At 66.0% G+C, this 13,414-nt stretch carries 9 protein-coding genes and 1 pseudogene; 2 read left to right on the top strand and 8 right to left on the bottom strand.

Going from position 1 to position 13,414, the window contains the following annotated elements:
- Nucleotides 1-444: 444 nt before the first annotated feature.
- Genes P0D89_RS19770 through P0D89_RS19760 form a run of 3 tightly spaced genes read right to left on the bottom strand, consistent with a single transcriptional unit; the run spans nucleotide 445 to nucleotide 6,226 of the window.
- Nucleotides 445-1,965: an efflux transporter outer membrane subunit gene (locus tag P0D89_RS19770; RefSeq protein WP_408357655.1), complete on the bottom strand. Its 1,521-nt coding sequence runs from the start codon at nucleotides 1,963-1,965 to the stop codon at nucleotides 445-447.
- A gap of 2 nt (nucleotides 1,966-1,967) precedes the next feature.
- Nucleotides 1,968-5,096 carry an efflux RND transporter permease subunit gene (locus P0D89_RS19765; RefSeq protein ID WP_408376996.1) on the bottom strand — a complete coding sequence of 1,043 codons (3,129 nt, stop codon included), beginning with the start codon at nucleotides 5,094-5,096 and terminating at the stop codon, nucleotides 1,968-1,970.
- The gene (locus P0D89_RS19760; RefSeq protein ID WP_408357657.1) at nucleotides 5,093-6,226 is read right to left on the bottom strand and encodes an efflux RND transporter periplasmic adaptor subunit; all 1,134 of its coding nucleotides are present in this window, start codon (nucleotides 6,224-6,226) and stop codon (nucleotides 5,093-5,095) included. The genes P0D89_RS19765 and P0D89_RS19760 overlap by 4 nt, the downstream gene beginning before the upstream one ends.
- Before the next feature lie 219 nt (nucleotides 6,227-6,445).
- On the opposite strand from P0D89_RS19760, the gene P0D89_RS19755 reads away from it, so the two are divergent.
- A complete protein-coding gene (locus tag P0D89_RS19755) occupies nucleotides 6,446-7,063 on the top strand; it encodes a TetR/AcrR family transcriptional regulator (protein ID WP_408357658.1) in 618 nt (205 codons plus the stop codon).
- A gap of 131 nt (nucleotides 7,064-7,194) precedes the next feature.
- On the opposite strand, the gene P0D89_RS19750 is transcribed toward P0D89_RS19755, so the two are convergent.
- Nucleotides 7,195-7,407, bottom strand: a complete 213-nt coding sequence (locus P0D89_RS19750; RefSeq protein WP_408357659.1) for a hypothetical protein — start codon at nucleotides 7,405-7,407, stop codon at nucleotides 7,195-7,197.
- Nucleotides 7,408-7,665: 258 nt separating this feature from the next.
- Between P0D89_RS19750 and gvmR the strand changes: the two are divergent.
- Nucleotides 7,666-8,551, top strand: a pseudogene (gvmR, locus tag P0D89_RS19745) (transcriptional regulator GvmR); the annotation flags it as partial.
- A gap of 427 nt (nucleotides 8,552-8,978) precedes the next feature.
- Here the strand turns inward: gvmR and P0D89_RS19740 are convergent.
- From P0D89_RS19740 to P0D89_RS19725, 4 genes are all read right to left on the bottom strand, one after another.
- Nucleotides 8,979-9,209: a DUF2795 domain-containing protein gene (locus P0D89_RS19740; RefSeq protein ID WP_408357660.1), complete on the bottom strand. Its 231-nt coding sequence runs from the start codon at nucleotides 9,207-9,209 to the stop codon at nucleotides 8,979-8,981.
- A gap of 244 nt (nucleotides 9,210-9,453) precedes the next feature.
- Nucleotides 9,454-9,708: a hypothetical protein gene (locus P0D89_RS19735; protein WP_408357661.1), complete on the bottom strand. Its 255-nt coding sequence runs from the start codon at nucleotides 9,706-9,708 to the stop codon at nucleotides 9,454-9,456.
- 360 nt (nucleotides 9,709-10,068) lie between these two features.
- On the bottom strand, nucleotides 10,069-11,406 hold the full coding sequence (locus tag P0D89_RS19730; protein ID WP_408376994.1) for a C45 family autoproteolytic acyltransferase/hydrolase: 1,338 nt from the start codon (nucleotides 11,404-11,406) through the stop codon (nucleotides 10,069-10,071).
- Nucleotides 11,407-11,558: 152 nt separating this feature from the next.
- Nucleotides 11,559-13,292 carry a ClcB-like voltage-gated chloride channel protein gene (locus tag P0D89_RS19725; protein ID WP_408357662.1) on the bottom strand — a complete coding sequence of 578 codons (1,734 nt, stop codon included), beginning with the start codon at nucleotides 13,290-13,292 and terminating at the stop codon, nucleotides 11,559-11,561.
- Nucleotides 13,293-13,414: the final 122 nt, after the last annotated feature.

Genomic DNA, 13,414 nt, shown 5'->3' with positions numbered 1-13,414 from the left:
TCGCGCGTCAGCAAACGCATCTGCACCCGAATCCGTAGCGCGCTCAGACACTTGGTCGGGATCTCCGGGCGTTATCAACAGGTCTATGAACAGAATCTGTGGATAAGCGGCAGTGCGGTCATTGCGTCGCGCTGTGCCCGCAGCGTTCACGTGCCGCTGCATCCACCAGCACCGCGCCTGACAATCCGAATCACTTCAAGCACTTAAGCGCGCAACCCCAAGGTTATCAACAGCCCTCTCCACACAAACTGGGGATAACGTTGAGTGATCCCCACGGCCTGATCGACGCAAACGACGCTCGGCCGACGCTCGTTGATTCATTCCGAGCCTCTCCAACAAAACCCAGCATGTTCAACGTGTTAGACAGCTTGTCAGATAGTTTTCAACAGGCTCGTCAACATTAACTGGGGATAAGTCGGTGAGCTTCCGTATGGAATCCCAGGTTTAGTTCGACGTGCCCGCGTTGGCCGCCGACGTTGAGGATGCCGCAGCGGTACTCGCCGCCGCTTCGACCGGCGGATTGCCCATCGCCTGAAACAGCGCCGCCGTGTCCGTCAATCGCGCGCTCGTGTAGCGGATCTCGTCGAGCTGCGCGTTACGAAACTGCTGCTCGCTCGACCGCGTCGAGGCGATCGGCAGCGCGCCCAGCCGGTAACGTCCCGAAGTCTCTTCGAATATGCCCTGTGCCGAGCGCGCGGCGAGATTCGCCGCATCCAGAGCCTGCGCATCGTGTTCGAGCGCGGCGAGCGTGTCGGCGACGTTCTGGAACGCGGCCAGCACGGTCTGCTTGTACTGCGAGATCGTCGCGTCGTAGGTGTCGTGCGCCGCGCGCTTTTGCGCGAGCAGTGCGCCGCCATGAAACAGCGGCTGCGACAATGAGGCGCCGATGCTCCAGATCGCCCCGGCGCCGGACAGCGCCACCGGCCAGCTAAAGCCGCCTTGTCCCATCGATGCGCTCAGCGACAGGCTCGGGAACATCTGCGCGGTCGCGACGCCGACATCGGCGGCCGCGGCCTTCACGGCGGCGTCGGCGGCCTGAATGTCGGGCCGCGAGCGCAGCAGCTCCGACGGCACCACGACCGGCACCTGTTCGGGCACGTGCAACCGCGCGAGGTCGAGATCGTCCGGCGCGGCATCCGGCGTGCGGCCGAGCAGCACCGCCAGCGCATGACGCGTGGTCAGCCATTGCTGCTTGAGACCCGGCAGGCTCGCGGACAGACTCGCCGCGCTCTGCTGCGCGCTCAACTGATCGGCATGCGAAAGCGCGCCGAGCGCATAGCGGCGCTGCGTGTCGCGCGCCTGGTCGTTGGCGATCGCGACGAGCCGCTCGGTGGTCTCGATCTGCGCATGCAGCGCGGCACTCGTGATGGCCGCTGTCACGATGTTGGCCGCCAGCGCTCGACGCGCCGCGTCGAACTGATACGCCTGCACGTTCACGCGCGCGGCGAGCCCCGCGTTGGCGAGCCGCGCGGCGCCGAACAGGTCGAACGTGTAGTGCGCCTGCAACTGACCGACGAAGACGTTGTACAGAAACGTGTTGGGACCGATCTCGGGGATCGCGAGCGCGCGATTGCGGGTCGCCTGGCCGCCCGCGTCGATGGTCGGCAGCAGCGAACTGCCGACCTGCGCGCGCAACTGCTCGCGCGCGGCGGCAAGGGACTTATCGGTGGCGGCGAGCGTGGGGCTGTTGTGCAGACCTTCGTCGACCAGCGCGTTCAACGCGTCCGACTGATACAGCTTCCACCATTCGGGCACCGGCTTCGCGCCGACCACGAACTGCTGCGTGACGCCTTGCGCGGGCGCGGTCTGCGTCGGCTGCGCCGCGGCGCCGTAGTGCGCCGGCTGCGGCATCGCGGGCGGCTCGCCATTGGGTCCGAACGAGCAGCCGGCGAGCCCGCAGACGAGGGCGAGCGCGCCGAGCCGCGGGTATTGGAAAGATGCGCGCGAGACTGCGAAAGTAGCCACGTTCAATTCCCCGTATGCGTCGCGCCGGACGCGGACGGTGTCTGCGGTTCGCGTTCGTCGCCACGCACCCTGAACGACGCGGCGTACAACGCGGGCAGATAGAACAGCGTGAGGATCGTCGCGCTCGTGATGCCTCCCATCAGCGCGGTCGCCATCGGGCCGAAGAAATTCGAGCGCAGCAACGGAATCAGCGCGAGCACCGCGGCCGCCGCGGTCAGCGTGATCGGCCGGAAGCGCCGCACGGTCGCGCCGACGATCGCGTCGAAACGCTTATGTCCCGACGCGATGTCCTGCTCGATCTGATCGACCAGAATCACCGAGTTGCGCATGATGATGCCGAACATCGCGATCACGCCGAGCATCGCGACGAAGCCGAACGGCTGGCCGAACAGCAGCAGCGTGATGACCACGCCGATCAGCCCGAGCGGCGCGGTCAGCACGACCATCAGCACGCGCGCGAAGCTTTGCAACTGGATCATCAGCAAGGTCAGCACGGCGATCACCATGATCGGAATCTGGGCGTTGATCGACGTCTGGCCCTTGCCGCTTTCCTCGACCGAGCCGCCCACTTCGATCCGGTAGCCGACCGGCAGGGTCGCGCGAATCTCGCTCAGCGCGCGATTCACCGCATGCGTGACGTCGATGCCTTGCGCGCCGTGCGTGACGTCGGACTGCACGGTGATGGTCGGCTGACGGTCGCGCTCCCAGATCACGCCGTATTCGAGATCGTTGCGCAGATGGCCGAGCGTGCCGAGCGGCACGGCGCCGTTCGGCGTGGGCATCGCCAGCGAGGCGAGTTGCGACGGGTCGACCCGCTCCGCGCGCGGCGCGCGCAGATCGACGCTGATCAGCTTGTCGCGTTCGCGATACTGCGTAACGGTGTAGCCGGAGAGCGTCATCGCGAGGAAGCTCGAGATGTCCTCGGAGCTGACGCCGAGTTCGCGCGCGCGTTTCTGATCGACTTCGAAACGCACCGAGCGCTCGGCGGGTTCGTCCCAGTCGAACTGGACATTGTTGGTGCGGCGGTCGGCGCGCATCGTCGCGGCGACGCGCTCGGCGATCGAGCGCACGGTCGCGATGTCGTCGCCGCTCACGCGGAACTGCACCGGATAGCCGACTGGCGGCCCGTTTTCAAGGCGCGACAGGCGTGTGCGGATCGCCGGAAAGTTGTTGCGCAATTCCGGTTCGAGCCACTGCGCGAGCTTCTCGCGATCCTTCACCGACTTCGCGGTGATCACGAACTGCGCGAAGTTCGGTTGCGGCAATTGCTGGTCGAGCGGCAGATAGAAGCGCGGCGCGCCGGTGCCGACGAAGCTCACCGTATGGTCGATTTCCGCGCGGCCCACCAGCACCTTTTCGAGCCGCTGCGCCTGACGCAACGTGGCGTCGAACGATGCGCCTTCGGGCAGGCGCACGTCCACCAGCAACTCGGGACGGTCCGAACTCGGGAAGAACTGCTGCTGCACCAGCGTGAAGCCCGCCAACGCCAGCACGAACAGCCCGACGGTGATCGCCAGCACGACGAAGCGCCGTTCGATGCACCAGCCGACCCAGCCACGCAGACGCTGGTAGAAGCGTGTGTCGTAGATGTCGTGCTCGTGGTCCTCGGCCTCGTGCGCCTGACGCTTTCGCTCGGGCAGCAGGTGATAGCCGAGCAGCGGAATCAGCACCACGGCCGCGAGCCACGATGCGATCAGCGCGATCGCCGACACTTCGAAAATCGAGCGCGTGTACTCGCCGGTGCTCGATTTGGCGAGCGCGATCGGCAGGAAACCGGCGACGGTCACGAGGGTGCCGGTCAGCATCGGAAATGCGGTGCTGGTGTACGCGAAGGCCGCCGCGCGCGTGCGGTTCCAGCCTTGCTCCAGCTTCACCGACATCATCTCGACCGCGATGATCGCGTCGTCGACCAGCAGCCCCAGCGCGAGCACCAGCGTGCCGAGCGACACCTTGTGCAGACCGATGTCGAACACGTTCATGCACAGCGCGGTGACGGCGAGCACCACCGGGATCGAGATCACGACCACCATGCCGGTGCGCACGCCGAGCGATACGAGGCTCACCACCAGCACGATCGCGACGGCTTCGGCGACGGCTTCGAGGAAGTCGTCGACCGAGCGCGCGACCGCGTTCGGCATGCTGGACACTTCGACCAGTTGCAAGCCAGCGGGCAACGCCTTGCGCAACCGCGCCGTCTGCTCGTCGAGTGCCTTGCCGAGGCGGATCACGTCGCCGCCCGGCTGCATCGTCACGCCGATGCCGAGCACCGCCTTGCCACCGAAACGCATCTGCGTGACGACGGGGTCGTCGTAGCCGCGTTTGATCGTCGCGATGTCGCCGAGACGGAAGGTGCGGTTGTTGATGCGGATCAGCGTGTCGGCGAGCGCGGCGACATCCTTGAACTGGCCGGTGGGGCGCACGAACACGCGGTCGTCGGCGGTGGTCAGCGTGCCCGCGGTCGACACGCTGTTCTGCGCGTTGATCGCCTGGCCGAGTTGCTGCGGCGAGATGCCCAGCCGCGTGAGCTGCGTGTTGGCGATCTCGATGTAGATGTGCTGATCGGGGTCGCCGAAGTAATCGACCTTGCCGACGCCCGGCACGCGCAGCAGCACCGTGCGCAACTGGTCCGCGTAATCGTGCAGTTGCGCGGCGGAAAAGCCGTCGCCTTCGAGCGTGTAGATGTTGGTGTAGACGTCGCCGAATTCGTCGTTGAAGAACGGGCCCTGAATGCCCGGCGGCAAGGTCGCCGCGATATCGCCGACTTTCTTGCGCACCTGGTACCAGGTCTCGGGCACGTCGCGCACTGGCGCCGAGTCCTTCATCGTGAAGAACATCTGCGACTCGCCGGGGCGCGAATAGCTGCGCACGAAATCGATGGCGGGCGTCTCCTGCAATTTGCGGCCGATGCGGTCGGTCACCTGTTCCTGCACCTGCCGCGCGGTCGCGCCGGGCCAGAAGGTGCGGATCACCATCACGCGGAACGTGAACGGCGGGTCTTCGGATTGCGCGAGCCGCGTATAGGCGAGGATGCCGAACGCGGTCGCGAGCGCGATCAGGAACACGACCAGCGCCTGGTGACGCAGCGCCCAGGCGGACAGGTTGAAGCGTCCTTCTTCGTGCGCCGTGCTCATGAAGCGAAGTCCTCGGGATGCAGCGGCGCGATGACGTTGACTTTCTCGCCGGCGCTCACGGTATGCACGCCTTGCAGCACGACGCGTTCGCCGTCCTTCAAACCGTCGCTGATCACGATGGTGCGTTCGTTGTAGCGCGTGACCGTCACGGGGCGCAGTTCCAGTGCGTTGTCGGCGGCACGTACGACCCACACGGCCGGCTGCCGGCCTTGGTGGAACAGCGCGGTGACAGGCAGCGTGAACGAGCCGTTTGCCTGCGACGTCGCGAGCGGCGTGACCGGCGTGACATCGGCGGTCATGCCGAGGCGCACGTCCGGGCCCGGATCGTTGAGCGTGAGCCGCGCGCGCCAGGTGCGGCTTTGCGAGTCGGCGACGGGCGACAGTTCGCGCACCCGCGCGGTGAACCTGCGCCCCGGCAGCGCGCCGAGCGTGACATTCGCGCTTTGTCCGAGCGCGAACGCGGCGAGCGCGCTTTCCGGCACGTCGCACAACACGTCGATGTCGCCGCTCCACGCGAGGTTGTAGACGGCCTGACCTGCGGACACGTTCTGCCCGGTGTCGGCCTGTTCCGCCGTGATGACGCCCGCGTGACCGGCGACGAGCGTGGTGTACTCCAACTGGTTCTTCGAGAGCGCCGCCTGCTGCGCGGCCTGATCGCGCTGGCCGAGCGCGGACGCGTAGGCATTGGTGGACTGCTCGAGCTGCGCCGGCGCGATCAGGTTCTCTTTTGCCTGCGCCTGGTCACGGTCGAACTGCTGCTTCGCGAACACGAGGCCGTGCTGCGCCGCTTCGAGTTGCGCCTGCGCGCTGGCCGCATTCTTTTGCGCATCCGCCGGATCGAGCTGGGCGACGACTTGCCCGCTCTTCACCACATCGCCGAGGCGCACCCGCCGCTCGATGATCTTGCCGCCGATGCGAAACGACAGCGGCGTCGAATAGCGCGCCTGCACTTCGCCGGGCAGCGACGCGGCTTGCATCGCATGGCCGTCCGCATGCACGGCGACGGCGACGACCGGGCGCGGCGCGGGCGCGGCCGCTTCTTTCTTCGAACAGGCGGCCAGCGCGACGACGACGGCCAGCGCCACGGCGCATGCCGCGCGGCGCATTTGCCGATGGGACTGCTGGCGCATCGTCGACGATGCGGGAGGACCGGGACGCTTCACAAATACCCCAACTGGAGACGGCGAACGAACACGGCAAGCCGCGGCGGCCCGCCAGCAAAGACCGGCAGACCGGTTCATGCAATCTGCATACGTATCTGACTTTGAATGTTTTTGTGTATTCTAATACACACATGTATTTGAATGTCGATGTAAATTTGAATTCTTTTCGGTGCTAGACTTGCGCCCATGAAACGGCAACGACTGACCCGCGAACAGAGCAAGGACCAGACGCGCGAGCGTCTGCTCGACGCTGCGCAAGCCATTTTTATGAAGAAGGGTTTCGTCGCGGCGAGTGTCGAGGACATCGCCGGGGCGGCAGGCTATACGCGCGGCGCGTTCTATTCGAACTTCCGCAGCAAGAGCGAACTGTTTCTCGAGCTACTGCGGCGTGATCACGAAACGATGCAGGCGAAGTTGCAGGCGATCTTCGAGAACGCCGCCTCGCGCGAAGAGATGGAAGCGCGCGTGCTGCGTTATTACAGCGGCCTGCATCGCGAGAACAAATGTTTCCTGTTGTGGGTCGAGGCGAAGCTGCTCGCGGTGCGCGACGGCCGCTTCCGGGTGCGCTTTAACGCGTTCATGCACGAGAAGCTGGAGCAACTCGCGGCGTATATTCGCGAGTTCTCGGCGCGCGTCGGCACGCCGATGCTGATGGAGCCCGAGCGGCTGGCCATCGGTTTGATGGGCTTGTGCGACGGCGTACAGTTCTTCTACACGGTCGATCCACAGAACGTGCCGACGGAGGTGGCTGAAGCGGTGCTGGCAGGATTTTTCGCGCGCGTGGTGTTCGGGCGCGAAGCGTGATCCGCGCGGCTTGCGCGCGATGACGGCGGCGGAGCGGTTGACTGAGGCCGAACCGCTCCCCGGCCGACGCCGTTGAAACACGGTGCGACCGGCGGGGCGATTCGAAATGCGGATGCGGCAGGTCCGGTGAATCAGTTGTTCGGCAGCGGCGCGCAGATGTCGGCGGCCGGCGACGCGCAGGCCAGCGAATACTCGCCGCTGTAGCGCAAAACTTCCTTGCCGGCATGCAGGACGACCTTGATGTCCGGGCAGCGCTCGTACGCAATGAAAGCCGAGCAGGCCGCGGCGGACCAGCAGACCAGCGAAAACGCGATTTTTTCCAGAAGCTGAAAACGATGTGTCATAGCGGTAATTTCCTTTCGGCCGCTATGTTACCAGCTGATTAAGGGTTTATACCTACTCCGAATTCTCCGCGCGCAACGCAATAGTGTGCTGCGTCAGCGTCGCTAATCTGACTGGAATGTCATGTTCGGGTCAGGGTTGCGACATGTCGGGTCGATACAATCGGATCGTTGGGCAAACCCGCGCGCGCCTTGCCGCGCGGGTCTTCAAAGGCGGCGAGGGTTGCGCCGGCCCGGCTTTACCGAGGCAGGAGTCGTCCCATGAATCAACTGCAGTCGATGCGCGTGTTCGTCAAAGTGGCGGACCTCGGCAGTTTCGTCGGCGCGGCCGGCGCGCTGGACCTTTCCACGGCGGTGGTCACGCGGCATGTGGCCGATCTGGAAGCGCGTCTGGGCACGCGGCTGCTCAACCGGACGACGCGCCGTCTTTCGCTGACCGAGTCCGGCAGGACCTATCTGGAGCGCGTGCGGCACATTCTCGACGACCTCGAAGGCGTCGAGCAGATGGTGGTGGCGCGCAATCACGAGCCGGTCGGCACGTTGCGCATCGTCGCACCGGTGGTGTTCGGGCTGCATAGCCTCGCGCCGGTGGTGCAGTCATACGCGGCGCGCTATCCGGACGTCGTGCCGGATGTCACGCTGGCGGATCGTCACGCCGATCTGGTCGAGGAAGGGTTCGACGTCGGCATTCTGGTCGCGCGGAACATGCGCAGTGCGAGCATCGTCACGCGACGCCTGACTACCGCCTACATGACGGTGTGCGCGACGCCCGCCTATCTGGCGCAGCACGGCACGCCGGCGCGCCCTGAAGATCTGCTGCAGCATCCGTGTCTGAGCCGGCCGTCCGAACAGGGCGGCGAGGAACGGGTGTTCACCGGACCGGGCGGCGGCGAAGTGCGGGTGCGGCCGGTCAATGCGATCGCCGCGAACAATACGGAGATGCTCCGGCAGTTCGCGCTGCTGGGTATGGGCGTGGCGATCCTGCCGAGTTATCTGATCGGCAGGGATCTGGCGTCCGGGCGGCTCGTGCCCTTGCTCGGGGACTACCGTTTGCCGCCGATCGAAATCACGATTGCGTATCCGAGCCGTCTTCATCTGCCGGCGAAGGTGCGGACTTTTATCGATCACCTCGTCGAGCACTTCCAGCCGGCTGGCGTGCCGGTGCGCGGTTCGCGGGTGGTGGCGTCGGCGTACCCTGCGGTCGCTTCATTAGCTGATACGGGCGGCGCGGCGGTGCCGGAATTGACGCGCCGCTTGCCCAGGACGGCGCATGCGCGGAGAACGCGGGTTGTGGAGTCGTCTCCGGTTTGAGGGCGGTTGCGGCGGTCAGCCGGCGCGCCTTTAAACAGCCGGCGGCCGCAGCGCGGATTGTGCTGGGAAGGCGGCTGCGCGCGAGGCGCGGGCCGTGCGGCGAAGGCCGTCGCACGCCAACTGTGCGGGTGCTCCAGGAGCGCTGGACCGCGTGGTTCCAGACAACTATCCGATGCAATAGCCGCAAGCACACGCGAGCGTCCGTCCCCAGTCTCTTCGCATGCCCATGACTCCGGACGCGGCGACGAAATCACCCCACGTGCCTACGCTCCCAGGCCCGGCCCGTAATTGCCGCTGATTAGCCGCGTGACCGACTCGATATCAACGTAATCCTGTTCCGGCATGCCGTCGAGCATCGACAGCACTTCATTGCTCGCGCCGGCTTCGCGCGCGGCGTCGACCAGCGCGTCTTTGTTGGTCGGGAATTGGACTTCGCTGAGGATGTCCGAGATCTGCAGGTCGATCGATTCGCCGGGAATAGCCGAGGCAGTCATGCAATTGCTCCAGTTGGTGCGCGATTGAAATCAGTTGTTGGCGCTTCGAGGGCATGCGGATGCAACGGCACAGAACGACCAGAAAATTGCCGGGCAATACAACGCAACGACAGCGCAGCTACAAAAAATCGCCCGACCCGCTAGCGGTCGTTGCATCCACGCCTGCACGCCGATCAACGCTTCGGTTCAAACTCAAAGCCGGGCACGGACCGCTGGCACCCAATCGCGAGGATACCGGCCGCCGTCAGGTCTGCAAATGTTCGTTCTGCCCCATGAAGCTGCGGTCGAGATGGCGCGACTTCGGCAGCGCAATGTGCTGCCATTGCTGCGGCCGGTTATCGTCCGTGGCCGCGACATCCGGCGCCGGCGGCGCGACGGGTGCGGCGTTGGCGCGTTCAGCGAGGGTACTGGCATTCGTGCCGTCCGGCGCGGTGTGAACCGGCGCGGCGAAGCACGAGGCGGACAGCGTCACCATGGTCAACAGTGTCGAGGTTTTCATCGCCCGACCTCCTAAGCTCATGCGGCGCTGACAGTTGAGCAAACGCTGTGCCGTCCCCGCGTCGAAAGGAAGGCGCAAGCTTCACACGGCATTGCGATGTGCGGCCCGCTCCCACTTACCATCTTAGATGGCAAATCCTGCAACGCGCGCACATTTGCGACAAAACGGTATTGTAGATTTCAGATCTTGCCACGAATGCGCCAAGGCGGCGCGACGCCTGTGCGGGCTGCCGTTGCGGCCATGTCGGCGAGTGCGGAGCGGCGCGATGCTGAGCGGCAGGCGAGAGATGGCAGGCAGCGGGCAGCGAGCAACATACGGGTGCGCTGGTAGCAAACGGCCCGCCAGCGGCAGGCAGCCGCGTTAACGCAGCACGTCGAAACGCGTCCACGGCCACGAAGGCCGGTCGCGCATATAACCGTTGAGCCAGTTCCACTGTGGATGGCGCTTCATGAACGCCTGGGCGTCGAACGGCCGGCCGCACGGATGACCCCAGCGCGCGGTGATCGCCATCTCGCGCGCCATTTCGCTGTCGACCACTTTGCCGTCGTTGGCCCCCCACGGATTGAACGGCCCGTGATCGGTGCCGCCGAAGCGCGCGTCGTCCAGTTCCAGATGACCGCAAATGGTCCGCGAGCACGGGTTGTCGTTGCGATCGAGATAGACGTCGTGATGATCGGCGATCATCTGCTTGGCGAGTTCCACGTCGATCTTGCCGTGATGCATTTCCTCGAGCTGCATGAAGCGCAGGCGCCGCGCGCCGTTCTTGCGCACGTCCGTATAGTCCTCGCCTTCGCCGATGCATTCCTGGTTGCGGATCTTCAGATCGGTCGCGGTGTTATAGCCGCTGTAAAAGCCGTCCTTCGTGGTCTCGAAGCCGGAATAGTGCAGCCCCAGTTCGTAGCGCGCGATCTCGCCGGTCTTCGCATCGCCGAGCAGCCAGCTGTTCGCATAGCCGCCGTTGTTGGCGAGCGCGAACATCTCGCACCATTCGCCGATGCTGTTCGCATACTGCGACGCGCGCCGCGAACGGTAGAACTCCGGTGCGCCCGCCGGGTTATAGCCGGCGAAGTTGGAGATGGTGGTTTCGGTGACCATCAGTCCCGCGGCCGTCACCCAGAAGTCGGTGAGGCTCGAGATGCAGCCCGGCAGGCCCTGCATCAGGATGCGGTTGCCGCGATCCGGCACGATGTCGAACACGACGTTGAACGCGTCGCCCGCGGCGTAGCGGTCCCACGAGTTGTGCGCCATCACGATGCGGCCGTCGCGCGTGGCGTTGCCGGTGGCGATGAACGCGCTGCAATGATGTCCGCGGCGGCCGCGCCACGGCTTCATGCCCAGGTGCGGCCGCTGCTGCGCCGCGTGGCTCGGCCACCAGCTTTGCAGCAGATCCATGTAGCCGTTCCACGCCAGCACTTCGGCGAACGGCAGCTTTGCGCCGTCGGCGATGCCCTGGATTTCGTCGGCGAATTCGGTGTCGAGCTGGTTGGCGAACTGGGCGACCGCGGCGTTGACGAAGGTGTCGAACTCTTCGCCGGTGTCCCACTTCGCGAGATAGCGGGCGGTGCGGATCGCGTTCTGGATTTCGCTGGCGAGCAGCTGCCCGTGCTGTTCGCCGCGATCGTAGGGTTCGCCTTCGATGTGCAGGAAAATCCAGCCTGCCTGGTCGCGGCGCACGGCATCGAGGGACGGTTCGCTCATCTTCGCTCCGATCGAACGGCGGGCGTCACGGTGCGCCCGTCCTGGCGTAACGCGCGCTGCCGGCGCCTTGTGCTTACGCCGCAGCGGTTTCCCCATTGTAGAAAATCTGCGGCGCTTTGCACGGCGCCGCCAGGTTCGCGGGGCGCGGCCGCCTAGTGAGTCGCATTCATGCGGAAATACGCATCGAGCAGCGAGGTCTTGTAGACCACGCCCGCCAGCGTCGGTTGCGCGGCGCTTTCCACAACCGGCAGACGCTCCCCCTGGAACGCGAGGAAGTGCTGCAACGCGACGCCGAGCGACATATCCGGCGTGAGCACGTCGAAGTGCGGCTGCAGATAGTCCGCGGCCGTTTTCGCCGCCGTGTCGCGCTTGTCGAGCAGATCGGACGTGATGTCCTTGAGCGCGACCACGCCGAGAAACGCGCCGGACTGGTTGGCGACGTACAGATACTTCACCGGATATTCGAGGAACACGCGCGTCATGTCCTGCACGCTCGCGTTGGGCAGCACGACGGTTTCGGCGGGACGGATCAGCTCGCGCATCTGCGTGGCGCGCAGGCGCGTGCGCTCCTGTTCCTCGCGATTGCGCCGCAGCGTGATTTCGTACATCGAGGTCTTGGCGATCGCGCGCGAGATGAAATAGGCGACCACGCACGACAGCATCAGCGGCAGCACGACCTGGTAGCTGAGCGTCATCTCGAAGATCATCAGGATCGCCATCAGCGGCGCCTGGGTTGCGCCGGCGAGAAACGCGCCCATGCCGACCATCGCATACGCATAGGGCGCCGAGGTCGCATGCGGCCACAGCGCGTGCATGCCCTGGCCGAACAGCGAGCCGACCGCCGCGCCGACGAACAGGGTAGGCGTGAAGACCCCGCCGACCGCGCCGGAACCCGCCGTGGCCGCGGTCGCCGCGAGCTTGAACACCAGCACGACGACGAGCGCGGTCCACGTCCACGGCGAATGCAGGATCGAGTTGACGACGCTATAGCCGTTGCCCCACACCTCGGGGGTCCAGATGGAGATGATGCCGACCACGAAGCCGCCGAGCGCGAGCCGCACGGGCAGCGGCACCGGCAACTTGCGAAAGGCCGCCTTCGACGCGTCGAGCAGCCGCAGAAACTGCGGCGCCGTCGCGCCGCACAGCGCGCCGAGCGCGACGAACAGCAGCACCTCGACGCCGGTCACCGCCGGAAACACCGGCATCTCGTACGGCGGCTTGTAGCCGGCGAATTCGCGCATCGTGATGTTGGCGACCACCGCCGACACCACCACCGGCCCGAAGCTTTCCATCGCGATCGAGCCGAGCACGATCTCGGTGACGAAGAACGCGCCTGCGATCGGCGCGCTGTACGCGGACGTGATCCCGGCGGCCGCGCCGCAGGCGACCAGCAGACGCAGCCGCGACGGATCGAAATGCACCCAGCGGCCGATCAGCGACGCGGCCAGCGCGGCCAGTTGCACCATCGGTCCTTCCCGGCCGATCGAGCCGCCGCTCGCGATCGTGAACAGCGACGACACGCTTCGCCACAGGCTCAGCCGCACCGGCACGACGCCGTCGCCGATCGCGACCGCTTCCATGTAGTCGACGTGATTGCTCTTGTCGGCGTGGCGCTGCGCGATCAGCAGGAAGAAGCCGGCGATCAGGCCGCCGGCCGCGGGCAGCCAGATGCGCACGGTCCACGGCAAGCTGCGCGCCATTTCGACGAAGCTGCCGGACTTGCCGGCCACCGCCAGTTGCAGCAGCGCGATCGCCTCGCGAAAGGCAATGGTCGCGAACGCGCCGGCGATGCCGACCACCACCGACCAGACCAGCATCGTGTGGGCTTCGGACAGACGGAACAGGTGTTGGGCGCGAGTGCGCAGCTTCAGCAGGAATGAAAGCACGTCGTCGGTACGGGGCGTGAGGGTGGGTTAAGGGCCGCGCACCGCAACAGCAGCGGGGGCCCCCCCCGCCCCGGGGGCGGGGGGGGGGGGGGGGGGGGGGGGGGGGGGGGGGGCGGCGGGGG

The sequence above is a fragment of the Paraburkholderia sp. RL18-085-BIA-A genome (assembly GCF_046027075.1).
Taxonomy (GTDB): Bacteria; Pseudomonadota; Gammaproteobacteria; order Burkholderiales; family Burkholderiaceae; genus Paraburkholderia.
This window is presented reverse-complemented; position numbering and strand designations above follow the sequence as displayed.

Excerpts from the sequence above, each read along its gene's own strand:
- P0D89_RS19730 (WP_408376994.1), bottom strand. The coding sequence starts at position 11,406 with ATGAGCGAACCGTCCCTCGATGCCGTGCGCCGCGACCAGGCAGGCTGG.
- P0D89_RS19735 (WP_408357661.1), bottom strand. The coding sequence starts at position 9,708 with ATGAAAACCTCGACACTGTTGACCATGGTGACGCTGTCCGCCTCGTGC.
- P0D89_RS19760 (WP_408357657.1), bottom strand. The coding sequence starts at position 6,226 with ATGCGCCAGCAGTCCCATCGGCAAATGCGCCGCGCGGCATGCGCCGTG.
- P0D89_RS19765 (WP_408376996.1), bottom strand. The coding sequence starts at position 5,096 with ATGAGCACGGCGCACGAAGAAGGACGCTTCAACCTGTCCGCCTGGGCG.
- P0D89_RS19740 (WP_408357660.1), bottom strand. The coding sequence starts at position 9,209 with ATGACTGCCTCGGCTATTCCCGGCGAATCGATCGACCTGCAGATCTCG.
- P0D89_RS19755 (WP_408357658.1), top strand. The coding sequence starts at position 6,446 with ATGAAACGGCAACGACTGACCCGCGAACAGAGCAAGGACCAGACGCGC.
- P0D89_RS19750 (WP_408357659.1), bottom strand. The coding sequence starts at position 7,407 with ATGACACATCGTTTTCAGCTTCTGGAAAAAATCGCGTTTTCGCTGGTC.